This is a genomic window from Marinobacter sp. SBS5, assembly GCF_048285575.1.
Classification (GTDB): domain Bacteria; phylum Pseudomonadota; class Gammaproteobacteria; order Pseudomonadales; family Oleiphilaceae; genus Marinobacter.
Genome location: NZ_JBLWAZ010000001.1, coordinates 1,067,055 through 1,090,825, shown reverse-complemented (window position 1 = coordinate 1,090,825; position 23,771 = coordinate 1,067,055). Strand labels below are relative to the sequence as shown.

The 23,771-nt window shown below is 54.7% G+C and carries 23 protein-coding genes; 9 read left to right on the top strand and 14 right to left on the bottom strand.

Features of this window, described 5'->3' with window-relative positions; translation table 11 throughout:
* Positions 1–6: 6 nt before the first annotated feature.
* The 7 genes from ispC to rpsB form a co-directional block, all read right to left on the bottom strand.
* Positions 7–1,191, bottom strand: coding sequence for a 1-deoxy-D-xylulose-5-phosphate reductoisomerase (ispC, locus tag ACNQ6O_RS05200; RefSeq protein WP_418052169.1), 1,185 nt, complete (start codon positions 1,189–1,191; stop codon positions 7–9).
* Positions 1,188–2,039, bottom strand: coding sequence for a phosphatidate cytidylyltransferase (locus tag ACNQ6O_RS05195; protein WP_418052168.1), 852 nt, complete (start codon positions 2,037–2,039; stop codon positions 1,188–1,190). Before ACNQ6O_RS05195 ends, ispC begins: the two co-directional genes overlap by 4 nt.
* 19 nt (positions 2,040–2,058) lie before the next feature.
* Positions 2,059–2,829 (bottom strand): isoprenyl transferase, encoded by a 771-nt coding sequence (locus ACNQ6O_RS05190; protein WP_418052167.1) that lies wholly within the window; start codon positions 2,827–2,829, stop codon positions 2,059–2,061.
* A gap of 62 nt (positions 2,830–2,891) precedes the next feature.
* Positions 2,892–3,449 (bottom strand): ribosome recycling factor, encoded by a 558-nt coding sequence (gene frr, locus ACNQ6O_RS05185; RefSeq protein WP_418052166.1) that lies wholly within the window; start codon positions 3,447–3,449, stop codon positions 2,892–2,894.
* Positions 3,450–3,467: 18 nt separating this feature from the next.
* Positions 3,468–4,202 (bottom strand): UMP kinase, encoded by a 735-nt coding sequence (pyrH, locus tag ACNQ6O_RS05180; protein ID WP_418052165.1) that lies wholly within the window; start codon positions 4,200–4,202, stop codon positions 3,468–3,470.
* Between the two features lie 193 nt (positions 4,203–4,395).
* Positions 4,396–5,265: a translation elongation factor Ts gene (tsf, locus tag ACNQ6O_RS05175; protein WP_418052164.1), complete on the bottom strand. Its 870-nt coding sequence runs from the start codon at positions 5,263–5,265 to the stop codon at positions 4,396–4,398.
* 92 nt (positions 5,266–5,357) lie between these two features.
* The gene (gene rpsB, locus ACNQ6O_RS05170) at positions 5,358–6,107 is read right to left on the bottom strand and encodes a 30S ribosomal protein S2 (protein ID WP_418052163.1); all 750 of its coding nucleotides are present in this window, start codon (positions 6,105–6,107) and stop codon (positions 5,358–5,360) included.
* Positions 6,108–6,357: 250 nt separating this feature from the next.
* On the opposite strand from rpsB, the gene map reads away from it, so the two are divergent.
* The 6 genes from map (at position 6,358) to dapE (ending at position 13,639) form a co-directional block, all read left to right on the top strand.
* Positions 6,358–7,128 (top strand): type I methionyl aminopeptidase, encoded by a 771-nt coding sequence (map, locus tag ACNQ6O_RS05165; protein ID WP_418052162.1) that lies wholly within the window; start codon positions 6,358–6,360, stop codon positions 7,126–7,128.
* The gene (locus ACNQ6O_RS05160) at positions 7,129–9,774 is read left to right on the top strand and encodes a [protein-PII] uridylyltransferase (protein WP_418052161.1); all 2,646 of its coding nucleotides are present in this window, start codon (positions 7,129–7,131) and stop codon (positions 9,772–9,774) included. It abuts the gene before it with no gap.
* Complete coding sequence (gene dapC / locus ACNQ6O_RS05155) at positions 9,771–10,973, top strand: succinyldiaminopimelate transaminase (protein WP_418052160.1); 1,203 nt, start codon at positions 9,771–9,773, stop codon at positions 10,971–10,973. Before ACNQ6O_RS05160 ends, dapC begins: the two co-directional genes overlap by 4 nt.
* Positions 10,970–11,311 (top strand): ArsC family reductase, encoded by a 342-nt coding sequence (locus ACNQ6O_RS05150; protein WP_418052159.1) that lies wholly within the window; start codon positions 10,970–10,972, stop codon positions 11,309–11,311. Before dapC ends, ACNQ6O_RS05150 begins: the two co-directional genes overlap by 4 nt.
* A gap of 104 nt (positions 11,312–11,415) precedes the next feature.
* The gene (dapD, locus tag ACNQ6O_RS05145) at positions 11,416–12,444 is read left to right on the top strand and encodes a 2,3,4,5-tetrahydropyridine-2,6-dicarboxylate N-succinyltransferase (protein ID WP_114334011.1); all 1,029 of its coding nucleotides are present in this window, start codon (positions 11,416–11,418) and stop codon (positions 12,442–12,444) included.
* A 64-nt stretch (positions 12,445–12,508) separates the two neighbouring features.
* Entirely contained in the window at positions 12,509–13,639 is a 1,131-nt protein-coding gene (gene dapE / locus ACNQ6O_RS05140; protein ID WP_418052158.1) for a succinyl-diaminopimelate desuccinylase, read from the top strand.
* 60 nt (positions 13,640–13,699) lie between these two features.
* Here the strand turns inward: dapE and ACNQ6O_RS05135 are convergent, their stop codons facing one another.
* Positions 13,700–13,918 (bottom strand): SlyX family protein, encoded by a 219-nt coding sequence (locus tag ACNQ6O_RS05135; protein WP_418052157.1) that lies wholly within the window; start codon positions 13,916–13,918, stop codon positions 13,700–13,702.
* A gap of 167 nt (positions 13,919–14,085) precedes the next feature.
* Here ACNQ6O_RS05135 and ACNQ6O_RS05130 point away from each other — a divergent pair, with 167 nt between their 5' ends.
* Positions 14,086–14,625 (top strand): cold-shock protein, encoded by a 540-nt coding sequence (locus ACNQ6O_RS05130; protein WP_418052156.1) that lies wholly within the window; start codon positions 14,086–14,088, stop codon positions 14,623–14,625.
* 64 nt (positions 14,626–14,689) lie between these two features.
* Here ACNQ6O_RS05130 and ACNQ6O_RS05125 read toward each other — a convergent pair whose 3' ends face one another.
* Positions 14,690–15,064, bottom strand: coding sequence for a hypothetical protein (locus ACNQ6O_RS05125; RefSeq protein WP_418052274.1), 375 nt, complete (start codon positions 15,062–15,064; stop codon positions 14,690–14,692).
* A gap of 19 nt (positions 15,065–15,083) precedes the next feature.
* A complete protein-coding gene (locus ACNQ6O_RS05120) occupies positions 15,084–16,445 on the bottom strand; it encodes a hypothetical protein (RefSeq protein WP_418052155.1) in 1,362 nt (453 codons plus the stop codon).
* Between the two features lie 178 nt (positions 16,446–16,623).
* On the opposite strand from ACNQ6O_RS05120, the gene ACNQ6O_RS05115 reads away from it, so the two are divergent.
* Positions 16,624–17,532: a DUF1853 family protein gene (locus tag ACNQ6O_RS05115; protein ID WP_418052154.1), complete on the top strand. Its 909-nt coding sequence runs from the start codon at positions 16,624–16,626 to the stop codon at positions 17,530–17,532.
* A 25-nt stretch (positions 17,533–17,557) separates the two neighbouring features.
* Positions 17,558–17,998 carry a VOC family protein gene (locus ACNQ6O_RS05110; protein ID WP_418052153.1) on the top strand — a complete coding sequence of 147 codons (441 nt, stop codon included), beginning with the start codon at positions 17,558–17,560 and terminating at the stop codon, positions 17,996–17,998.
* A gap of 14 nt (positions 17,999–18,012) precedes the next feature.
* Here the strand turns inward: ACNQ6O_RS05110 and ACNQ6O_RS05105 are convergent, their stop codons facing one another.
* From ACNQ6O_RS05105 to ACNQ6O_RS05090, 4 genes are all read right to left on the bottom strand, one after another.
* A complete protein-coding gene (locus ACNQ6O_RS05105) occupies positions 18,013–18,483 on the bottom strand; it encodes a hypothetical protein (RefSeq protein ID WP_418052152.1) in 471 nt (156 codons plus the stop codon).
* A gap of 258 nt (positions 18,484–18,741) precedes the next feature.
* Complete coding sequence (locus tag ACNQ6O_RS05100; protein WP_418052151.1) at positions 18,742–19,812, bottom strand: hypothetical protein; 1,071 nt, start codon at positions 19,810–19,812, stop codon at positions 18,742–18,744.
* Positions 19,809–23,180, bottom strand: a complete 3,372-nt coding sequence (locus ACNQ6O_RS05095) for a hypothetical protein (RefSeq protein WP_418052150.1) — start codon at positions 23,178–23,180, stop codon at positions 19,809–19,811. The genes ACNQ6O_RS05100 and ACNQ6O_RS05095 overlap by 4 nt, the downstream gene beginning before the upstream one ends.
* Positions 23,177–23,771: bacteriophage T4 gp5 trimerisation domain-containing protein (locus ACNQ6O_RS05090; RefSeq protein WP_418052149.1), on the bottom strand; the 595-nt coding region annotated here is incomplete at its 5' end. The genes ACNQ6O_RS05095 and ACNQ6O_RS05090, both read right to left, overlap by 4 nt.

The following is a 23,771-nucleotide window of genomic DNA, read 5'->3' as shown; positions in this document are numbered from 1 at the left end:
ACAATATCAGGCTGGCAGCAAGCCAATTTGCTCATGAGCTCGCTCACGGGCTTCGGTATCTTTGGCGAAGATGGTCTCGAAGCTATCGGCTTCCACCACTTCAGTGGCTGCAAGCGTTCGATCTATGATAACGGGGATATCAGTAAAGGACAGCTTACCGTCAAGAAATGCAGCAACCGCAATCTCATTGGCCGCATTCAGCACCGCCGGTGCCGTTCCGCCGGTCGCAAACGCTTCGGCAGCCAATCGCAAGCACGGAAAACGCTGAAGATCTGGTCGCTCAAAATGAAACTTGCCAATAGCGAACAAATCCAATGGTGCCACACCCGCGGCAATGCGCTCCGGCCAAGCCATGCCGTTGGCGATCGGGGTCCGCATGTCGGGGCTTCCCATCTGGGCCAGCACCGAACCATCGGCATACTCCACCATCGAGTGAATGATGCTTTCTGGATGCACGTGAACTTCGACATGATCCGGCGTGGTGTTGAACAACCAGCAGGCCTCAATGAGTTCCAAACCCTTATTCATCAGGGTGGCGGAATCGACCGAAATCTTTTGGCCCATCGACCAGTTCGGGTGCGCACACGCTTGGGCTGGTGTTACCGAACTCAAAGACTCGGCTGAAAAGGTGCGGAAAGGTCCGCCAGAGGCGGTCAATAAAATGCGAGTAATGCCGGCAGCAATGGGGTTACGCACCTTATCAGCGGGCATGCACTGGAAGATAGCGTTGTGCTCGGAATCAATCGGCAGAAGTTCAGCGCCTGACTCAGCAACGGCATCCATAAACAGCTTGCCAGACATCACCAAGGCTTCTTTGTTCGCCAACAACACCCGCTTACCCGCGCGAACCGCCGCAAGCGTCGGTGCCAGACCTGCAGCGCCGACAATCGCCGCCATCACTGTGTCTGCTTCATTGGCCGAAGCCACCTGACACAGGCCCTGCTCGCCACTTAGCACGGCGGTTTCCGGCAAGTCTGTAAGCAAACCCTCAAGCTCAACAGCGGCATCGCTATCCGCCATCACCGCAAAGGCCGGCTTGAACTCCCGGCACAGATCCGCCAATTCTTGCGCCCGCGTGCCAGCCGTCAAAGCCCACACCGAAAACCGCTCCGGATGCCGGCGAATGACGTCAAGGGTACTCAGACCAATGGAGCCGGTCGCCCCAAGAACTGTAACGCTTCGCTGGGTCATAAAGACACGCTGGTCGCGCTCAGCCAACCGAGCAACGTAATGATCAAGGCAAACACGGGGATCGCGGCGGTGAGGCTGTCAATCCGGTCCATAATGCCACCATGTCCGGGCAATAGCTGACTGCTGTCCTTGATGCCGCGGAATCGCTTCAGCATGCTTTCCAGCAGATCACCCAAAACAGATACGAGGCCGGTAAACAAGCTGGCAACGAGCAAAAATAAGGTTTCCGAAACGCTCGCGCTCGCGATATAGCTAGCCACTAAAGCCAGCACACCAACCGCAACCAATCCACCCCAGACGCCCGCCCAGGACTTCCCTGGACTCACCCGTGGTGCCAGTTTGGCTTTACCAAACGCGCGTCCGGCGAAATAAGCACCTATGTCAGCCACCCAGACCATCAGGAAGATATAGAGAATCACCAGCAAACTGTTGTTCAGAGCACCAAACTCGAAAACTCCAGTGCGCAAGTGATTCAAACCGACCCAGGCGGGCAGAAGCACAAACAGCCCCATTAGAGCCCTCACAGGCGTGGAACCCCAAGTTTCAGACCCACCGGGGTATCGGCTAACCAACCCCAAGCACACCAACCACCATACAAAGGCGAGTGACAAAACCGCCACTGCCGGCACGTTAAGCTGTGAGATCAACGCCATCAAAACGGCAACACCAATGGCATAAGATACGCGGCCACCCTGCCCTTCTATCCCGGACATGTTGGCCCATTCCCACGCCCCCAGCGCAATGATTGCACCGGTGAACAGCGAAAAACCAAACGATGGCAAAAAGAAAATGCCACCAATCGCAATTGGGGCAAGAATAAGGGCGGTAATAATTCGAGTTTTAAGCACAGTGATAATCGCTATGTCGTTATTGTTTTGTGGCTTGAGAAGCTAGCTGGTCGTCTGTTTGGCCAAAACGACGTTTACGCTGGCCGTATGCCTCCAGCGCTTTCAGCATTTCTTCAGCTTTGAAATCGGGCCAGTAAACGTCGGAGAAGTAAAACTCCGTATAGGCCAAGTGCCACAATAAAAAATTGCTGATGCGCTGTTCACCGGCGGTACGGATCATCAGATCTGGCATCGGCAAATCCCCGATACTCAAGTTTTGCTGAATCAAATCATCGGTAATGTCGGAAGGAGCCAATTCACCGGCACGAACTTTTTCCGCAACCGCCTGAGTGGCCTGCGTAATGTCCCAATGCCCGCCATAATTGGCGGCAATCACCAAGGTCATGGCCGTATTCTCTCGAGTGAGCGCTTCGGCCTTTTCCATATGATCCTGGAGTAGCGGGTTAAACGCGGTGCGATCGCCAATAATCCTCAACCGGATATTATTGCGATGGAGCTTTCGAACTTCCCGCTCAAGGGCGATCACAAACAGCCGCATCAGGGCCGACACTTCGTCCTTCGGGCGGCGCCAGTTTTCACTGGAGAAAGCAAACAGGGTGAGCACTTCAACACCCTGTCGAGCGCAGGTTTCAACAACGGCTTTAACCGCATCCACTCCAGCCTTGTGGCCCGCGACTCCCTTCAACCGGCGAGCTTTCGCCCACCGATTATTGCCATCCATGATAATGGCCACATGCCGGGGACGACTGCTTGCTGTCACCGGAATTTCTGCGGTTATTTGATCCGTCATGAAACCCTCTACGCAGCGGCACGTTCAACCGCTGCTGACTCTGTTTCTGAACGATCTGACGGTTATACCGCCATCAGATCCTCTTCCTTCGCCTTCAGCATCGTTTCGATCTCGGCAATGTACTTGTCCGTCAACTTCTGGACCTCGTCCTCACCACGACGCATTTCATCTTCATTGATGTCCTTCTCTTTCAGAAGGTCCTTCAGCATGCCATTGGCATCACGACGGGCGTTACGGACAGACACTCGACCCTGCTCTGCATCGGCACGAGCTTGCTTGACCATTTCTTTACGAGTCTGTTCCGTCAGCATGGGCATCGGAACGCGAATCGCATCGCCGTTGTTAGAAGGGTTCAGCCCCAAGTCAGACATCATAATCGCCTTCTCGATGGCTGAAATGATGTTCTTTTCCCAAGGCGCAACCAGCAACGTGCGGTTGTCTTCCACGTTCACACTGGCCACCTGCTTCAGTGGCGTTTCCTGACCGTAGTAATTCACCATCACGCTATCAAGAATCGCCGGGTGAGCACGGCCAGTACGGATTTTGTTGAAGGCCGAGTTCAGCGCCTCAAGGCTCTTCTTCATCTTTGCATCAGCGTCAGCTTTAATATCGTCAATCACGTCAAAACCCTCAATTCGTTACTCAATCAATGTGCCTTCTTTCTCACCGGTCACAATGCGGGTGAGAACGCCTGGCTGGTTCATATCGAATACCCGCAACGGCATACCATGATCACGAGCCAGACAGATAGCGGTCAGATCCATCACGCCGAGCTTGCGATCCAAAACCTCATCATAGGTCAGGCGATCGTATTTTACGGCCGTGGGATCAAGCTTGGGATCTGCACTATATACACCATCTACCTTGGTCGCTTTCAGAACCGCATCCGCCTCAATCTCGATACCACGCAGGCAAGCAGCAGAATCGGTGGTAAAGAAGGGGTTACCTGTGCCAGCACTGAAAATGACCACATCTCCTTCTTTCAGGTCGCGGACGGCACGGCGACGATCGTAATGCTCAACAATACCGCTCATGGGGATCGCAGACATAACCCGGGTACGAATGTTCGAGCGCTCAAGCGCATCACGCATTCCCAAGCCATTCATCACGGTTGCCAACATACCCATGTGGTCGCCGGTTACCCGATCAAGACCCGCCTCGCTCAGCGCTGCACCGCGAAAAAGGTTTCCACCACCGATCACCAGTGCAACCTGAACACCGATACCCACAAGGGCTCCAATTTCCAATGCCATGCGGTCAAGTACTTTAGGATCAATACCGAACTCGTGCTCTCCCATTAGGGCTTCGCCGCTGAGCTTCAGCAGAACACGCTTATATCTGGGTTGATTGGATGAAGTTGTCGGTGTCGGCATGATGATCCCCTTTTCGTCTTTTGGCTATGCGGCTTCAAACCCGTTGCAGGCTTGTATCTGACATACCCCTCTCATCTTAACGCAAAAAAGGGGTATCTCAGATACAAGCCCGCCACGAAAGCCGGGCGGACCCAACTAACGTGGCAGACTTAGGTAGCGCAACTGTCTTTGACAGTAGCGCTCAAAAAATGGATCAGGCCTTGCCTGTGCCAGCGGCAGCAGCCACTTCAGCAGCAAAATCCACTTCTTCTTTTTCGATGCCTTCACCCACTTCCAGACGAGTAAAGCCAACCAGCTCGCCACCGGCGGCCTTGATCAACTCACCCACTTTCTGCTCAGGGTTCTTAACGAAAGGCTGTTCGATCAGGCTGTTTTCAGCCAGGAACTTCTTGATACGGCCGCCCATCATCTTTTCAACGATTTCGGCAGGCTTGCCTTCCATATCTGGCTGAGACTTGATGATTTCCTTCTCTTTCTCCAGCTCTTCAGCAGGCATTTCTTCCGGCTTGCCAACGCGCGGGTTAACCGCAGCTACGTGCATAGCGATGTCACGGGCCAGCTCTTCAGTGCCAGCAGTCAGCGCAACAACGGCAGCAATCTTGCTGTTGCTGTGAACGTATCCACCAACAACCGGACCTTCAACCTTAACCAGACGACGAACAGTGATGTTTTCACCGATCTTCTGAACCAGCGCTTCACGCTTGCCTTCCAGATCGCCTTCCATCAGCTTCGCAACGTCGGTTTCGCCTTTTTCAAACGCAACATTCAGAACATCGTTAGCGAAGTTCATGAAGTTATCGTCACGGGCAACGAAGTCAGTTTCAGAGTTAACTTCCAGGATGAAAGCAACAGTCTTGTCGTCAGAAACCTTAACCAGAGACACACCTTCAGCAGCTGTACGACCGGCTTTCTTGGCAGCCTTCAGGCCAGACGACTTACGAAGCTCTTCAATTGCAGCATCAACACTGCCGCCAGCTTCAACCAGTGCTTTTTTGCACTCCATCATGCCAAGACCAGTGCGCTCACGCAGCTCTTTGACCATTGCAGCGGTAATTGCAGCCATGTTCAGTCCTCTCAATCAGTTACAAATTCGGTGGGAAGGCATGCCCGGATAAAAAGGGGCATGCCTTATAACTTAAACCTGACGGTTAAGTATTACTCGGCAGCTGGAGCAGCGCCTTGGGCATCTTCGCTAACTTCTACGAACTCGTCAGCGCCGCCTGCAGCCTGGGAAGACTCCATGCAAGTATCAGCAACTGCTTTCACGTAGATCTGGATAGCGCGGATAGCGTCGTCGTTACCCGGGATTACGTAGTCAACGCCGTCAGGATCGCTGTTGGTATCAACAACACCAATAACAGGGATACCCAGCTTGTTCGCTTCTTTAATAGCGATACGCTCGTGGTCTACGTCAACAACGAACAGCGCGTCTGGCAAGCCGCCCATATCTTTGATACCACCGATAGAACGCTCAAGCTTATCCATCTCGCGGGTACGCTCAAGAGCTTCTTTCTTGGTCAGCTTGTCAAAAGTGCCGTCCTTGCTCTGAGCTTCCAGATCGCGGTAGCGACGGATAGACTGACGGATGGTCTTGTAGTTGGTGAGCATGCCACCCAACCAGCGGTGGTTAACGTACGGCTGGCCAGAACGCAGTGCTTCTTCCTTGATGATCTTGGCTGCGGCACGCTTGGTACCCACAAACAGGATCTTGTTCTTGCTTTCAGTCAGCTGCTGAATGAAATCCAGCGCCTGATTCATCGCAGGAACAGTCTGCTCAAGGTTGATGATGTGAATCTTGTTACGAGCACCAAAGATGTATTTACCCATCTTCGGGTTCCAGTAACGAGTTTGGTGTCCAAAGTGAGCACCTGCTTTCAGCAGGTCACGCATATTTACCTGAGCCATGATATTTACCTTTTAGCTTCGGGTTAGGCCTCCACGCGTCCAATTGCCCCAACCTGTCTCCTTAAAGCAGGAGCCGGCACCCTGGGACAACGTGCTGACACGTGTGTGAATTTGCCGAGTTTTGTTTCGGCGGGCGCGTTTATACCATATTCCGCTTCCGCAACGCCATCACTTTTGGCAAATACCTTCCTTGTACCTATTGCTCCGGCCCCTTAAAATGCGGGCTTGATGCATATAAACAGGAAGTCCGATGCAAGTATCTATTAAGACCCCCGAAGAAATCGAAAAGATGCGGGTAGCCGGCCGCCTGGCAGCCGAAGTTCTTGAAATGATTGGCGAGCACGTCAAGCCCGGCGTTACCACCGAAGAGCTTGACCGCATCTGCCACGACCACATTGTTAATAAGCAGCAGGCCATTCCAGCCCCGCTCAACTACAAAGGATTCCCGAAGTCCATCTGCACCTCGGTAAACCACGTGGTATGTCACGGCATCCCTACAGACAAAAAAGTCCTGAAGGATGGCGATGTCATCAACATCGACGTCACCGTGATCAAAGATGGCTACCATGGCGACACCAGTAAGATGTGGGTCGTCGGCAAGCCCAAGCCCGGCTCTGAACGCCTGATCCAGATTACCCAGGAATGCCTATATAAAGGTATTGAACTGGTTAAGCCTGGCGCACGGCTTGGCGACATTGGTCACGTTATTCAGAAGCACGCAGAGAAGCACCGCTACTCGGTGGTTCGGGATTATTGCGGCCACGGCATTGGCGCTGTGTTCCATGAAGAGCCTCAGGTCATGCATTACGGCACACCGGGCACCGGCCTTGAGCTGAAAGAAGGCATGACCTTCACCATCGAGCCCATGCTGAACCAAGGTAAGTACCACACCAAACTGCTGGCCGATGGCTGGACTGCGGTCACCAAAGATCACAAATTGTCCGCGCAATGGGAACACACCATTCTGGTTACCGCGGATGGTTATGAAGTGCTGACCAAGCGATCAGAAGAGTCGTTCTAAGTGGAGCAAAGCGAGCTGGAACACCGCATCAGTAACGACCCTTCACCGGTTGTTGCGGCAAGGGAGTTTTTACAGCACCACTATAACGCCGATGCCGAAGCCTTCCGGCAAGGTGCTGACGTCAGGGCTCTGGTGCACGCCAGAGCCGCGACGGTAGACACGGTTCTTCGATTAATCTGGAACCGCTACCCTCTTTCCAGCTCGCCCGACATCGCCTTAGTGGCCGTTGGTGGTTACGGCCGGGGCGAGCTTCACCCCCACTCTGATATTGACCTACTCATACTCACCCGAGCCGACACTGAAAGCGCGTGGCAAGACGACCTCAGCGCATTTATCACCTTGCTCTGGGATCTGAAACTGGATATCGGTCACAGCGTTCGCAGCGTAGACGAATGCATTGCGGCCGCGAAACAAGACATCACCATTCTCACCAACCTACTGGAAACCCGTACCATCGCCGGCCCGGACAGTTTGAGAGAAGAGCTCACGGAACAGGTTTACCTGGACGACGTGATGTCAGACAAAGATTACTTTGTCGCCAAATGGGAAGAGCAGCAAAAACGCCACAAAAAGTACGGTGATACAGAGTACAACCTGGAACCCAACGTCAAAGGCTCTCCGGGTGCCCTGCGAGACATACAAACGATCGGGTGGATCACCAAACGCCACTTTTTGCTAGAAAGCACGGCCGATCTGGCCCGATTCAGCATCATCACCGATGAAGAGCACCGGATCTTGCTTGAAGGCGAAACCTTCCTCTGGCGCTTGCGCTTTGGTCTGCAGCTCATTGCTGATCGCAATGAAAATCGACTGCTGTTCGACCACCAGAGAGCCCTCGCCGCCATGCTCGGCTATAAAGACGAAGGCAAACGTCTTGGCGTCGAGCTGATGATGCAGTCCTATTACCGTACCGTCCTGGCGTTAGCCGAGCTCACCGACGTCATTCTCCAATATTACGACGAAGCGATCCTCGGCAGTGGCAGCGAAGACGAAATTCGCCCGCTGAACAAGCGCTTTCAAATGCGCAACTTCTACATCGAGGCCATCAACAATCAGGTCTTTGCCTACGCCCCCTATGCGATCATGGAAATCTTCGTGCTGATGGCGCAGCACCCGGAGATCAAAGGCATCCGAGCAACCACCATCCGGTCACTTCGGGCGCACCGGCACCTGATCGATGATGTGTTCCGGTCTGACCTGGCGGTGACCAGCCTGTTCATGGAGCTTCTGCGCACGCCTCACCCCTTGCACAAAACGCTCTCCGCGATGAAGAAGTACAACGTGCTGGGCCGATACCTGCCCGAATTTGGCGAGATCATTGGCCAGATGCAGCACGACCTGTTCCACATTTACACCGTTGATGCGCACACCATGCGCGTCATCCGCAACATGGTCAGGTTGACCAGTGATGAGGCCAGAACCGAGTACCCGCTAGCATCACGCTTGATCCACCGCCTGCCCAAAATGGACACCCTGTTTATCGCCGGCCTTTACCACGACGTAGCCAAAGGCCGGGGTGGTGACCATTCTGAACTCGGCGCGATTGATGCCGAAGCTTTCTGTGAACGGCACCATCTAAGCGAGCGCGACACTCGGCTGATCTCCTGGCTGGTGGAAAATCACCTGCTCATGTCGATGACCGCCCAGCGCAAAGACATTTCAGACCCTGACATCATCCAGGCCTTTGCCCGCGCCATACCCAGCCAGGCACACCTGGACTACCTTTACACGCTGACCGTATGCGACATCAGTGCCACCAATCCCAAGCTTTGGAACACCTGGCGCGCCTCGCTTTTGCGCCAACTCTACATAGAAGCAAAGCGGGCACTGCGCCGCGGCATAGATACACCGGTTGACCGGCAAGCGTGGATTGACGCCACCCGCGAAGAAGCCCGGGAAATTCTCAATGCCCAGAACATGAGCGACGAGCAGATCGACCAAATCTGGGACACGGTGGACGAAGAATATTTCCTTCAGGATTCCACCGTCGATATCGCCTGGCAGACCGCTGCGATCATCCGCCATGGCGACAACCCGGACCCACTGGTATTGATCCGCGATACCCGCGGTGGCCCAACCGATGGCTATTCCCAGATCATCATCTACATGCGGGACCGGGTCGCCCTGTTCGCGGCAACCACCGCCGTACTTGAACAACTGAACCTGAACATCGTCGATGCCCGCATTAACTCCAGCGAGGGCCCCCACTCCATCAGCTCCTACATTGTGCTGGACGAGCAAGGGCAGCCGCTGGGCATCGACCCCGCTCGCAAAGAACGGGCACGCAAGCGCCTGATCGAAGAACTGGATGACCCGGAAGACTACCCGGACATTATTCACCGGCGCACCCCAAGGCAGCTGAAACACTTTGCCTTCCCCACGGAAGTGACCTTTTCGAACGACACCATTAACCAGCGGACGTTAATGGAAGTCATCACCCCCGACCGCCCCGGTCTGTTGGCGCGAATTGGTCAGGTACTGCTGGAGCACAGGGTACGGCTGACCAACGCGAAAATCGCCACCTTGGGCGAGCGGGTAGAAGACGTTTTCTTTATTACTGATGAACAAGGCCGACCACTAAGCGACCCTGCCAAGTGCGAAGCCTTACAACAGCACCTCTGCAAAATGCTGGACGATATTCAATGAATTCCAATCTTGAAAGACTGCACCCTTACCCGTTTGAGAAACTGGCGAAGCTGAAAGCCGGCATCAATGTACCGGAACATCTCGCTCCAATTTCACTGGGCATTGGCGAACCCAAGCACCCTGCCCCGGCTTTCGTGAAGCAGGTGGTGGCCGACAATTTGGACAGGCTCGCCAACTACCCAACCACCAAGGGCATCGACGAACTGCGCGAAACCATTGCCAACTGGGCGACGCGCCGCTTCAGCTTGAGCGAAGGCTCACTCGACCCGGCTCGCAACATTGTTCCCGTTAACGGCACCCGCGAAGCCATTTTTTCTCTGGTGCAGGCCGTTGTTGATTCGAGCAAACCCGCTACCGTGGTCAGCCCGAACCCCTTTTATCAGGTGTACGAAGGTGCTGCTTTCCTCGCGGGCGCCGATCCGGTTTATCTGCCTTGCGATGCCAGCAATGGCTTCATCCCGGAATTCGATAAGGTCCCCGAATCCGTCTGGGCCAACTGCCAGGTTTTATTCCTGTGCTCCCCCGGCAACCCGAGCGGCGCCGTAGTTAGCCGTAAGACATTGACAAAGGTGATCGAACTGGCCGACCGCCACGACTTTATTGTTGCGTCTGACGAGTGCTATTCCGAACTTTACCCAGACGAAGCCAATCCGCCCGAAGGCCTGCTGGAAACCTGTGCCGCGATTGGTCGAAACGACTTCAAGCGCTGCGTGGTGTTCCACAGCCTATCCAAGCGCAGCAACCTGCCAGGCCTGCGGTCCGGCTTTGTTGCAGGTGACGCAGAGATACTTGGCGGTTACCTGAAGTACCGCACCTACCACGGTTGCGCCATGCCCATTCACAACCAGCTGGCCAGCATCGCTGCGTGGAACGATGAAGAACACGTCAAAGAAAACCGGGCGGCTTACCGCGCCAAATTCGAAGCGGTGGTTCCCATCCTGCGCGAAGTGATGAACGTAGACTTCCCGGATGCCGGCTTCTACCTCTGGCCGGAAACACCGTTCGACGACGAAACCTTTGCCCGGGAACTGTCGGCGCAGCAAAACGTACACGTACTGCCCGGCCGCTACCTGTCCCGCACCGTGGACGGCCACAACCCCGGCGAAAACCGCGTGCGCATGGCATTGGTAGCACCCTTAGAAGAGTGCGTAGAAGCGGCCCACCGCATTGTCGAGTTTGTAAAAGGATTCAAGGCATGAAGCTCTATGGCATCAAAAACTGCGACACCGTCAAAAAAGCCCGAAAATGGCTGGATGAAAACGGCATCGCCTACGAGTTCCACGACTTCAAAAAAGACGGCCTCTCCAGCGAGAAACTGGCCGAGTGGGAGCAGTCCTTGGACTGGGAAACGCTGATCAACAAACGCGGCACCACCTGGCGAAAACTTCCCGATGAGGTTCGTGATACCATGAGCGCCCAACGGGCCCACCAGGTCATGCTGGAGAACACCTCCATCATCAAACGCCCGGTTGTTGAACGCGGCGAAACGGTTACCGTGGGCTTTAACGCAGACGAATGGGCTGCGTGGACGAACTAACACATTGACACCGCCTGTCCCCAACACTTCCCCATTGGAAAGATGTAAGGGCGAGCGGGAAAAGAACTCAGTTTTTAAACTTAAGAAACAGGAGCAACCACCAGATGAGTTTTGCATTCGGCATCGGCATCGGCACCCAGAACAACCAGGGCGAATGGCTGGAAGTGTTCTACCAGCAACCGGTTATGACCCCAGGCAAAGACCTGATCGACGTGGTTGAAACCGCGCTGAACTACAAGGGTGGCAACCAGGCCATCGAAGCAAGTGCCGAGCAGCTGACTCAGTTCGCCACCTCACTTCGCCAGCTGGGCGAAACCGCTCAAGCCAAACTGGCCGAGCAAGCGGCTGAAAGCAAAAGCCCGGTTGTTGTCACTGTATTGGCGACCGACGACACCGCCTCCAGCACCCCAGAGGTGTACCTGAAGCTGCACCTGATCTCTCACCGCTTGGCCAAGCCCCACAGCCTGAAGCTGGACGGCATCTTCGGCCTGCTGCCGAACCTGGCCTGGACCAACGAAGGTGCCATTGACCTGAACGAACTGCCAGCCCGTCAGCTGCAGGCTCGCGTCGAAGGCCGCACTCTGGAAGTGAAGTCTGTCGACAAGTTCCCGCAAATGACCGACTACGTGGTACCGAAAGGCGTGCGTATTGCCGATACATCCCGCGTTCGTCTGGGCGCTTACGTGGGCGAAGGCACCACCGTGATGCACGAGGGCTTCATCAACTTCAACGCCGGCACCGAAGGCACCAGCATGATCGAAGGCCGCATTTCTGCCGGCGTTATGATCGGCAAAGGGTCTGACCTGGGCGGCGGCTGCTCCACCATGGGCACCTTGTCTGGTGGCGGCAACATCATTATTTCCGTAGGCGAAAACTGCCTGCTGGGCGCAAACGCTGGCATCGGCATCCCGCTGGGCGACCGTTGCACCGTAGAAGCTGGCCTGTACATCACCGCCGGCACCAAAGTTGCCTTGCTGGATGACAACAACGAACTGGTTGAAGTGGTTAAAGCCCGTGACCTGGCCAGCAAGAACGACCTGCTGTTCCGCCGCAATAGCCAGACCGGTGCAGTTGAGTGCAAAACCAACAAGTCAGCCATCGAGCTGAACGAAGAACTGCACGCCAACAACTAAGACCCGCACAAGCCCCTCTTCCTCTGCGAAGAGGGGCCATTCCAGACTAAGCAAGAGCCGCCCTATGACCTTATCGCCTACCCTCGAACTCGCCATGGACCTCATTCGCCGCCAGTCGGTCACACCCGATGACGCCGGTTGTCAGGAACTGATGATGTCCCGCCTTGCACCTCTTGGCTTCGCCGGCGAGAACCTGCGATTTGGCGAAACAGACAACCTGTGGGCTCGCAAAGGTACTGATGGCCCGGTACTGGCTTTTGCCGGCCACACCGATGTGGTGCCAACCGGCCCCGAGCGGAACTGGGCCCATGCACCCTTTGAGCCGGTCATTGAGGAAGGCTTTTTGTACGGCCGCGGCGCTGCCGACATGAAAGGCAGCCTCGCCGCCTTTGTCACAGCTTGCGAGCGCTTTGTGGCCAAGAATCCAAACCATCGTGGCTCCATCGCCTTGCTGATCACCAGCGATGAAGAAGGCCCGGCTCACGATGGCACGGTCAAAGTGATCGAAACACTGGAAGCTCGTAACGAGAAAATCGACTGGTGTTTAATTGGCGAACCGTCCAGCACACACGAAGTCGGGGACGTCATCAAAAACGGCCGCCGTGGCTCGCTACACGGCTATCTGACCATTCACGGCACCCAAGGCCATGTCGCCTATCCGCATCTGGCCGAGAACCCGGTACATACCGTAGCCCCAGCCCTAGACGCCTTGGCCAAAGAGTTTTGGGACAACGGTAACGATTTCTTCCCGCCGACCACCTTTCAGATCACCAAGATCGAATCCGGCGTGGGCAGTAACATCATTCCCGGCGAATGTGTGGTGCACTTTAATTTCCGTTACTGTACCGAAAACACCGCGGAAAGCCTGGAAGAACGTGTGGTGGCCATTTTGGACCGCCATAACTTCAAGTACGACCTGCAATGGAACCTCAGCGGCCGCCCCTTCCTGACCGACCGAGGCGCATTGGTCTCCGCCAGCCAGGAAGCCATCCGCACCGTCACCGGCCGGGAAACCGAGCTGTCTACCTCTGGCGGGACGTCTGACGGCCGCTTTATCGCGCCCACCGGCGCACAAGTGGTCGAACTCGGCCCCATCAACGCCACCATACACAAAGTGGACGAATGCGTGAAAGCGGAAGATTTAGATACGCTGTCTGAAATCTACGAACAGATTTTAGTCGAACTGCTGGGGTAATTTGAAAGGGGTCAGACCCGCGCGAGGGTCTGACCCCGGAGCTAAAACCAAGCTCCAAAATCAATAATGCGGCGGAGGAGTCTCCTCATCCTCCCGCCGAATGTTGGAAGGCGCCACATCCTTAAGCTGCTGGTGCATCAGCCGCTTCGCATCCCACAGCTCCCGAATGTCCATTTCCTGCTTGGTTACCTGCTCGCTCAGGGTGTTGATTACGTCATCCTGGAACGCAAGTCGCATTTCCAGATCCGCAATCCGGTCTTCGAGAGTCTTTTTGCTCATGAGATTTGGTCAGCCCTTTCCTTAATCTGGTATCATGGCGCCTTTTACCGCCTACGCCAGATATTCTAACTACAGAATTCAGCGGCGGTGTTCACTGCCGGACATGCCATTTTACCCGATGTGCGGCTTTTTATCGTTAGCGTTTAATTATGGAGAATAACCAACCAATGCGTAATCCAGCCAAAGCGATCCTTGTTGCTATCCTGATCGCAATTCCGGCACCGTTTGTACTGGGCCTGTTACTGTCTGCCACCCCGGCACCGCTGAAACTGCTCGCCATGGGCGAAGGCGTTGAAGCTCTGGGTAGCCAAGGTGGAATTGCCGCGTATTTGATGGCGTTTGCAGTGTTCGCCATTGTGGGCTTTGTAGCCGTTTTGGTTGCCGGTAAGCAAGCAGCTCCTGCTGCTCCAACTCGCGCCCAAAACCGCCCGGCTCGTGCCAGTCAGCCACAAAACGATTACGACGACGAAGACGACTTTGACGACAGCACTCCGGAAGGAGATGAAGAAGGCACCGTCAAATGGTTCAACGTCAAAAAAGGCTTCGGCTTTATCGTGCGTGAAAGCGGTGACGAGATTTTCGTTCACTTCCGTGCCATTCGTGGCCGTGGCCGCCGCGTACTGCGCCAAGGCCAACTGGTTCGCTTCAACGTGGTTGATGCCGACAAAGGCCTGCAGGCAGACAACGTGTCTATCCTGAGTGATTGATCTTCCCCTGCGGAAACGAAAAAGGCAGCCATCATCGGCTGCCTTTTTTACGTTCCGGGCCCTGTTAATTCCACACGACCTGCTGTTCCCCGCGGTGATCTATCCGCCACCACTTTTCATCGTCCAGCGAATCGCCTTCCTGCCACTCGCCTAAGCTGCAGCGGATCTCGCCTTCCATCATTCGCCACGCGCTGCGCGCGCACTCCAGATCACTGTTCCAAGGCAACTCGTCACCCTCGATCACCAACGACGTGAACCGTTTGCCGAACGCGCCCGGATACAGCGTAATGCGCAGCGGTATTCCGTTGAACTGACCTGTGCCCTTTGAAACCGTGGCGACGTCCGCATCATCCAACCGAACATTATCAAGCTGACCTTCAAGCCACCGGGATACGGCACCCGATTCAAGGTCACGAATATATATTTCCAGATCCTGCACCCAAGGTATCTCCATGCTGTTACTCGTACTGCCGCACATAGTGAACCGGCTCTGGCGCGGCTGCAAGCCATCGCTCCAATTCCTGCCGAAGATCTTCCACCATTAATCTGCGCAAACTGCCAGCACGCTTGCGTTCATGCCAAAGCACTTCGGCGGCAGCCCTCTCCAGCTCCAAATCTTTTAAACCTTGGTCCTCGACGCTGCAACCTTCTCCCCGCGCCATTGCTACCAGAGCCTGTCTTCGGGAAACCTCCTGCCTGCCGGCAAGCTCTGCGGATTCCAACGGGCCACGGCTTGCAACCAGCTCCAAGCGGGCCGCAGCTCTTCGAACCCACTCCAGCATGCCGCCTGGTGACGCAACGCAGCGGCTGTGGCGAGTGGCTGCATACTCAACCGCCGAAAGAGCAATTTCGACATTGAACCTTTTCTCGATCAACGGTTGATGAGCGGTGAGAATCGCTCGGCGCTGCGCTGTGCTCACAGCCGGCATTGATATGACATCAAGCGTTCTTCCAAGCAAATGGCTTAGCCGTTGCTCGCCGCCGACATCCCCTCCCTCATTCGGCGCCAAAAGCAATATCGGCCCTTGCCAGCCCGAGACTAACTCTCTCGCAACACCGTTTGGCTGCGCCATCAACTCCAACAACCCCGCAGGCGATACGTTATCCAACACTAACACGGGCCACCCAAAAGCTTCTTCGCCCTGTGACGGCACCGTGGGCTGTTCCAGAGCCATGACTTCGGCCTGTCGGCGCAGGTCTACCTGCACCCAATAGATACCTGGAGTTTCCAGAAGCGATTGCAGCCAAGCAGTTTTACCGCTGCCACGTTCGCCTGCAACCCAAATCAGCCCGGCTTTATTAGCCGCAAGCGCAACGGCGACATCCTCTGCCAACTTGAGCCAGCCAGGCTCCACCACGGTGAGCGGGACTTGCACCAGCCCATTCGCGCCGATTGCCTGCGCCGGTTCTTCAGAATTATCCGGCCAGAAATTCACCAACTCCAACACAGCAACATAGGCTTTATCTTGCAGGCGCTCGGCGCAGCTCACCAGCCCACGTAAAAGCTGAGACCAATTCAACCAAGGGCCTTCAACAACCTCTCGGGTTGCAGAGATCCAATAGATCAGCTGCGACGACAAATCCCCATCCCCGTGAACCTCTGCAACGATCGGCTGCTCCCCCTGAATAGTGCGCACCAACTCGTCAAAATCCACGCCCTGGCGCTTGAGAAACAGCGCAATGGGTTCAATCACATCCAACATCGCCAGCAGAAAATCTTCGGCGGTAATCACCGATCCACCGCGCTTCTCAACATTGTCTCGTGCCACAAGCAGTGCTTGCTGGCATTGGGGCTCCAGGCATCCTTGCCAATCTTCCATTGCAGCGTTCTCCATCAGGGAATAAATCAGGCCGGAACTCTATCAAAGCGCACGCTTCACTTTGGCGGTTAAAGTCACATGCTACTCACTAAGTTGGATTAAACTTCTGAAAGCTATCGCTTTTAGGCGGCAGCGCTTCAAGCTCTCAACCGCCTCCGGATTAAGGTATCCTGAACAAATGGATACAACTTCGGCGCTATTCGCTCTGCATCGGTTCAAAACACCCACGATACGCCACTTGGCGTGGCTGTGTGAGGCACCCCAGTTGCTGGCATCTCCAATCAGTTTCCACCCCATGGAGTTCCTTCCAGGGGACTACCTAAGCACGCTGACCCATTGGGATAACAATCCAGAAGCGGCACCGTCTCGATTAATCGCTCCCATGGAAAAACGGCTCGGCCACTACGTTGAACGACTTTACGAAGTGATGCTAAGCGACCTCATGGGCTGGGAAGTTGTGTTGAAAAACCAACAAATACGAACCGAGAAACAAACCCTGGGAGAGCTGGATTTCCTGCTACGAAACCCGGTTTCCGGCGAACTGGAGCACCATGAAATCGCCGTCAAATACTATCTGGGCGTACCCGCTGCCAATGAGCCAACCTTGTGGTACGGCCCCAATGCACGGGATCGGCTCGACCTTAAAACCAATCATATGTTGTCGCACCAAAGCCAAATGACGCAGCGGCCTGAAACCCGAAGCGTGTTAGCGGAACTCGGCATCCAGGAAACCATCAAACCGCGCATCTTCATGCCCGGCTATCTGTTCTACCCGAGTGAGGTAGCAGGTACACTCCCGGACACGGTTCCCGACGACCACTTAACCGGGAAATGGCGCTATGCTGCGGACCTCGACACAGAAGACACCAGCCGCTGGGTACGCCTGAACAAGCCCCACTGGATAGGCCCCTGGAACCAGAAAGGCAAACCCGATGCCAATGCAGCCCGAGCAACCCTCCAGTGGGTTGAGGCAGAAAGTGTACCGGCACTGTTTGCGGAAATGGTCTGGCAAGCCGAGCTATCCTGCTGGGTAGAGGCCGACCGCTGGTTTGTGGTTCCCAGCAGCTGGCCCCAAAGCCGTCGTTAGCACAACATCAACACAGGAGATCATCATGAAATACCTGCACACCATGATTCGGGTCAGCAACCTAGACGAGACCCTTCACTTCTTCTGCGACCTACTTGGCCTGATCGAAATCAGCCGAAAAGACAGCGAGAAAGGCCGTTTTACACTGGTATTTCTAGCGGCTCCTGAAGACGAAGCACGCGCCCGTGAAGACAAAGCGCCAACTATTGAACTTACCTACAATTGGGACCCGGAAGAATACACCGGCGGCCGCAACTTCGGGCACCTCGCGTTTCGAGTGGACGACATCTACGCTCTGTGTGAAAAGCTGCAAGCGAACGGCATCACCATTAACCGCCCTCCGAGAGACGGTTACATGGCATTTATTCGAACGCCAGATGGGATTTCTATTGAGTTACTTCAGAAGGGTGAGGCGCTGCCGGCTCAAGAGCCTTGGGCGAGTATGGAGAATGTGGGGAGTTGGTGAGGGATTGGCCGATACTAGATCGGCCATGCACCTGTCGGCCGCTGCTTCCGGTAGTCGTCCATTGAGATCTTGCCGAGCTGCGGTGTGAGTTTGCATTTTCGCTTACCCCAGGGATATTCCGCCTGCCGCTTCAGCCACTCTGCGCCCTCTCCATGCTTCCAAGCTTCCAGATCCAGATCGCGCCAGAAGCGAGGATTGCGGCCGGTCCGTTCGTCATGCTCTGCAGTGATTGGATCCAAGTGCCGGAAGGGTTCCAGCCTTGGTACGTCGGGTAGGGGCTGGGTTACATCCATGTAGGTCTGGAGCACATTCCAAAGCGCCAAGACCTCCGATTTGCTGGACTCAATGCTACTGAAAGTGGTTTTGTGAAACGATTTTTGGGTATAGCGGTGCACGAAAATGAGGCGGTAGAACACACCGCTCTGCTGGATCACCCGATCCACATAAGCATCGAATTCTACAAACGGGCTGGAGCTCCTCGCCAATGCACGTTCGTTCTTTTGGGGATTTGGGTAGTGGATTAATCTCCATCGCCCGAAGGGCGGTGTCGCCCACTCCAGATCGCTGTTTCTGTTCAGTCATCCATACCACTCAAATCGGCCAAGCCTCGGCCGGTCGTAGATTGCGGTATTCATACATCAAAATCTTACCGAGTTGCGCCGTGAGCTTGCAGTTGCGCTTATTCCAAAGATACTCCTCCCGCCGCTTTAGCCAAAACTTCCCTAATAAACCAAAGAGGTGCCTTACACGACACAAGCTGTTTTAGGTCGACTTTGGCGATAGGTGGGCATATCCACACTACCCAATTGCGGAGTGACTCTGCATTGCCTGCGGCCCCAACCATACTGCCGCTGGTTTCTCAACAGCTCCGCACCCTTTCCCTTCAGCCAGCCATCCAGATCGAGGTCTCGCCAGTATCGGGGGTTACGGCCAGTACTCTGATCGTACTCGGCAGTCACTGGATCCAGGTGGCGAAACGGCTCCAACCGGGGCATGTCTGGTAGGGGCTGGGTGATGTCCATGAAGCGTTGCAACATATCCCACAGAGCCAGCACCTCAGTTTTCTCTGCCTCAATGTTGCTCAGAGAGGTTTTGTTGAATTGCTTCTGGGTGTAGCGATGCACGAACATAAGCCGGTAGAAGATACCGCCGCGCTGCACAACGCGCTCCACGTAGGCATCGAACTCCACAAACGGGGCCTCAAAAGAACACCCCTTGCCGAGGGCGAACTTTACCTGCCCGGTGACCCGGTTAAATTCGCTACACCCATCTTCCAAAGTTTCGTCTAACTTCTTTTCCAAGGTTTTCTCGAAAGGTTTCAAGAGGGCTCCAACGAAGTTTGTCATAAGCCAGTTGGTGGTAAGAGGGATAACTCGGAGCGCGAAAAACCACCATCCAGCCCACGAAACCAGCAATAAAACAACGAAAAAAACCGGTGGCAGATCTCCCCTCAGTTCGTTTACAAAAACATACCCAATGCCGAAACTGCCACCGATAAGAAGAGTGAATATCCATGCAAAAGGGAGCACCAATATCAAAAACTTAAGCCCCATCTTCTCGTTAAGAAAACGCAAGCGCTGGTGATCCCACCACCAGTTGTGCTTATAAAACTCCGGATCCTCGCGCTCACTGAACTGGACTGTATCAATATCCTCCACGATTCGGTGGTACGGGTTAAGGTTAGCATAGGCACCATACGGCTGAAGCTCCTCCCCAACTCGTTCCCGTTTAGTTCGGGTTTCGGGTAGCTCCACCGCCTCGCTCGAGCGATAGGCGGTCGGAGCGTAATATTGGGTCTCCATCGGAATAGTCATACAGAAACTTCCTTAACGGACCAATAGGGTACGAATGGTTCGGAATGCGGGTTCAGAATACTACGAGGTTTATCCGGTGCACCGCCATGGAGAGAATCATTATAGGGTTCGTAATTCTCCATGACAGGCGTAGGAAAGACTACGGGGCCCAGCTCCGTATCCACCAAAGCCTGCAATCCAACACGTATCGCAGTGCTGACATCTTCTTGATATCCAAAACTCTGATAGCTGCTGCTCGGGAACTCCCGCATCACCAGAAAACGCACGGCGGATTCATAAGGCAGGGACTGCCTCGCAACAATTTTTGTAAGGGGAGCAGTCGACAAAATGACTTCCTGCTCCACTGGACCAACCGCGGCGTTGGCGGTTTCAGCTCGGCTTTTCATGTATGCCACTTCCTGTACCACAATCTTGAAAGGCTGGGCTGGCAAGTCTGGACGGCACTCCTGCAGCAACTTTAACCGACTGACCACTGGCGTTTCTAAAGTGATGACATAATCATCCGGCTGTGGCAGATAGTCCGGGTTAGTCAATGCCGGATCCGGATCGACATCCCCGTATCTTTGTACGGAAAAATTGACGGGGGAAAGCAATGTTAACAATTGTCCGTAATAGGCCGAATCGTCCAGGTTCACCAAGGACTCCTGCGGGTGCGTTCCCAATGGCCCCTGTTTCAGCACCCTTTCGAAAAGGTCGTCTGCCACGTTTCCCGCATACAATGCCCCACCCAAAGCCACGCTCATTCCGAGAACAGCCCACCCCCAACCCGGAATCGACAGCAGCCCTGCCATCAGTGGTGCTGAGAGGAAGATCAAACCACCGGCAACCGCTATTCCGTGCCCGTTCGCAGCATCAAGATCCCCCCGGGACAGGCTGATCCTCATATCCCAATAGCTCAACCCAACTGCCACTCCACCTGCTACGAAACTGGCTAGACCAACCGTTCTGACAAGGGTGCTTGCCCCTAATTTTGCAAGCCTTTTTCCAATTAGGGGTACTCTCTTCATGTCGAAGAGTGGACGACTGGAAACCCTATACAACTTTGACGAGCTAGCCTGCTCAGTTCCGGCTATTTCATGGATTACAGTGTTTAATTTCATAGAGGCGGCGAGCAAATCGACAAACGCACCAAAGACCTTTGCAGAAGGCAAAGCGATTGACTGATCAGAACTTGTTAGTTTAATAAGCGCACGCCCCTCCAAAAACAAATTAAACGCCGCCAATGCCACCAATCCACTGGACACAGCCGGGCCATCCACCATAGCCCCAACACGTTTGGCGAGATCCACCTTCAACACACTGAGTTTCCCTGCCTCCGGGTGTCCGACAGGCACCACGTAGACCCAAGTATTTCCAGCAATTTTCTTGATAGCTTCGTCCAGCTCACTCGAGGCACGGGCGGGGCTGGTGGAACCTTGGACTTGTCCAGACCGATCAACAAGATCTGCATAGAGGTAATCATTGGCGCGAGTGAGCACTCCACCCTGGCGGCGGTCGAAGTCGGTCAGGCCACGGCGAATGCCGTCTCCCTCCACGCCAATAATGGTATGTTTGGTAGGGTCTACGTCACCCCGACGCATCAAGTTTATCCCTGCCAGACCAGGATCAGAGAGGATGGCATTAGCAGAGGCGGCCTGCATGATCCTTTGAACCTGGATGGCCTCCACGCTCCCATCTTCCATTAGCCTTCTGCAGGCGGCCAGCAGTGAGGCACTCCACTCCCCCAGCACCCCACTTACCAGTGCCCCAACACGCCCTGCATCCTTAACCTCCCCTGCGACTTGCTCTCCAGTGGATTGTTCGTCTTTCTGGAACAGTTTCTCAGTGTAGGCCAGGGCCTGAAGGTTGAGGCGGCCAAGGTGCTGATCGTTAATCTTCGTCTGGTCGCTGGCGAGCGACCGAAGCTGTTCGTAGGGAGATGACTGCTCGCCGTCTGCCCCTGTTTCGGCGACGATTCCCGGCGACCACTTTGCCAACATTGATTCGTCCGATAACCATCTTGCCAGAGCGCTAGGGATTCCCTGATCCTCATCCACTCCCTGTGCTTTGAGCACCCCTGGGATTTGCTGCAACACATTCAAGTTGTCCGCGCACAGCAAAAAGGCTTCACAAGCGGCTACATCCGGGCTTTGCAGGTAATCGTCGAACACCGAGTTGAATGACGAGCTCTTCATCAATTTCTTCAGGCGGCGCGCCTGATCTTCTATGTTCCGAATGGCGTGATTCCTTTCAGCCGTTTCCAGAATGTCATCCAGCTGTTCCCGGTTAATGGCGTTCCGGTAATTCGCAATGTTCACGCCCTGGCCACTGGGGGCCGGGTCGAATACTGCCTGACGGATTAACATGGCGGAATGAACCAAGGGCTTATCCTTTATGGCAATATCGATGGCATCCAAATAATGCATGGCCAAATGCAACTGGGCTAGGGCGTGACGGAACAGGAAAAAAGGGTCCGGGATAGCTACGCAAACGACGCCCTTCTGGGAGCGCAGATGCTGCAAAAGATCCGCCCCGAGGGGGCAGGAAAGGTCAAGAATATTCGCCGATTCCCTAGCCTGCTCCTCGTTGCTCTCTAATAACTTCGCGAGCTTGCTACATAGTTCGACTTCACCCGGCTCTTCAAAACTGAGCACGAAGTCGCTGGGATCCTCTATCATCAACTCAATGCCTAGGTCCCTGTGCCTCAGTTCCGTAACATCTTCAACACGTGATGCAGGAAATCCGGTTTCAAAACTCAAGGAATCAACCAATGTGGCAGCCCAGGCGTGACCCACTCCGTGTGTCCTCGCATTACGGGCTGCGTCATTCTCTTCAAGTTTTTGGATGTAAGTCCAATCCCACTGGATTTCACTATAAGCCATGCGGAATTCGTGCATGACCGCTTGCCCCTGCAGAAATACCGGCATTAGCACATCATCGAGCCACTGACCTGCGGACGGACGAAACCTTCGGTATCCAGATTCCGGATTGTCCACACCCTGTCGCACGGCCTGCAAATCAACATCGCTAAATTGAGAGTTCTGACTGATTTCCAACTCTCGCCATAGCTGGTTGTCACGGAAGATATACAAAAAACCTGGCCGCAGCAGCGCTACCCCTTTTCCTTGATAAACCGTTACCCCGCCGCTTTTAACAGGCAGATTGCTGGCGATCTCAGCCAATGGTTTTACCCTGAGCAGGGTGTTCTCTTGGTAATCCTCACGCTCAACATTAGAACGAGCGCGCTCCAGAAGAGGAATCGTAATTTTTCCGCCATCTCGCTTGGGTACCGTCAGCACCAAATCCTTCGGGTCAGAATCGTCATATTCGGCTTTTCTCAGAATCGAGCGATCCCGGGACTCATCCACAAAATCCACTGTGCCGGTCATGCGTTTTCCTCCCCTTCAGATTCCTTGACGACTTCGACTGAATCCCGCTCGAGATTCCCTCCAATGACATCAATAATCAGTTTTCGATCAGCTCCCGGTAACGGCTCAACATCCATCTGATCAGGAACGGCTGATTTACGCTGCGCCACCTTTGCCAATGCGGGTGGCTGCGGCATTGCTGCTCCATCTTTCCCAAGCAACTGTGGCAGTTCAGGAGCAGCTGCGCTTTGTCCACTCCCACTCCCCGGCGCACCACCCGAATTAATCTTGATCCCCGGCCCACTCAACGTAACCCCACTTGGGTCCAGTTTGATAAAACTCCCACCACCGGAAATGGTGATTTCAGCGCCCGCATCCAATACCACCTTGGCACCGGCTTTGTGGTGCATTTCGGTGCCAGACTCCGAAGCCATAGTTCGGGCAACTTTCTGGTGAAAGCTACCGCCAACGGTCTGGCTGCAGTCAGCGCCGAACGCGAATCGACTTTCGCCATCGGTAGTGCAGTGGTCAGCGGCTTTTATGTGATTGAACTGATCGTTCTCCACCGTGAGGTGACTGTCGTTCTTGATCACTTCGGTGCGGTTGTTTTCC

What these genes read in the sequence shown, in the direction of transcription:
- ACNQ6O_RS05135 (WP_418052157.1), bottom strand. Translation starts at nt 13,918, where the DNA reads ATGAGCAAAAAGACTCTCGAAGACCGGATTGCGGATCTGGAAATGCGA.
- ACNQ6O_RS05120 (WP_418052155.1), bottom strand. Translation starts at nt 16,445, where the DNA reads ATGGAAGATTGGCAAGGATGCCTGGAGCCCCAATGCCAGCAAGCACTG.
- dapE (WP_418052158.1), top strand. Translation starts at nt 12,509, where the DNA reads ATGACCTTATCGCCTACCCTCGAACTCGCCATGGACCTCATTCGCCGC.
- dapC (WP_418052160.1), top strand. Translation starts at nt 9,771, where the DNA reads ATGAATTCCAATCTTGAAAGACTGCACCCTTACCCGTTTGAGAAACTG.
- ACNQ6O_RS05110 (WP_418052153.1), top strand. Translation starts at nt 17,558, where the DNA reads ATGAAATACCTGCACACCATGATTCGGGTCAGCAACCTAGACGAGACC.
- map (WP_418052162.1), top strand. Translation starts at nt 6,358, where the DNA reads ATGCAAGTATCTATTAAGACCCCCGAAGAAATCGAAAAGATGCGGGTA.
- ACNQ6O_RS05095 (WP_418052150.1), bottom strand. Translation starts at nt 23,180, where the DNA reads ATGACCGGCACAGTGGATTTTGTGGATGAGTCCCGGGATCGCTCGATT.
- ACNQ6O_RS05100 (WP_418052151.1), bottom strand. Translation starts at nt 19,812, where the DNA reads ATGACTATTCCGATGGAGACCCAATATTACGCTCCGACCGCCTATCGC.
- ACNQ6O_RS05115 (WP_418052154.1), top strand. Translation starts at nt 16,624, where the DNA reads ATGGATACAACTTCGGCGCTATTCGCTCTGCATCGGTTCAAAACACCC.
- dapD (WP_114334011.1), top strand. Translation starts at nt 11,416, where the DNA reads ATGAGTTTTGCATTCGGCATCGGCATCGGCACCCAGAACAACCAGGGC.
- pyrH (WP_418052165.1), bottom strand. Translation starts at nt 4,202, where the DNA reads ATGCCGACACCGACAACTTCATCCAATCAACCCAGATATAAGCGTGTT.
- tsf (WP_418052164.1), bottom strand. Translation starts at nt 5,265, where the DNA reads ATGGCTGCAATTACCGCTGCAATGGTCAAAGAGCTGCGTGAGCGCACT.
- ispC (WP_418052169.1), bottom strand. Translation starts at nt 1,191, where the DNA reads ATGACCCAGCGAAGCGTTACAGTTCTTGGGGCGACCGGCTCCATTGGT.
- ACNQ6O_RS05190 (WP_418052167.1), bottom strand. Translation starts at nt 2,829, where the DNA reads ATGACGGATCAAATAACCGCAGAAATTCCGGTGACAGCAAGCAGTCGT.
- rpsB (WP_418052163.1), bottom strand. Translation starts at nt 6,107, where the DNA reads ATGGCTCAGGTAAATATGCGTGACCTGCTGAAAGCAGGTGCTCACTTT.
- ACNQ6O_RS05150 (WP_418052159.1), top strand. Translation starts at nt 10,970, where the DNA reads ATGAAGCTCTATGGCATCAAAAACTGCGACACCGTCAAAAAAGCCCGA.
- ACNQ6O_RS05130 (WP_418052156.1), top strand. Translation starts at nt 14,086, where the DNA reads ATGCGTAATCCAGCCAAAGCGATCCTTGTTGCTATCCTGATCGCAATT.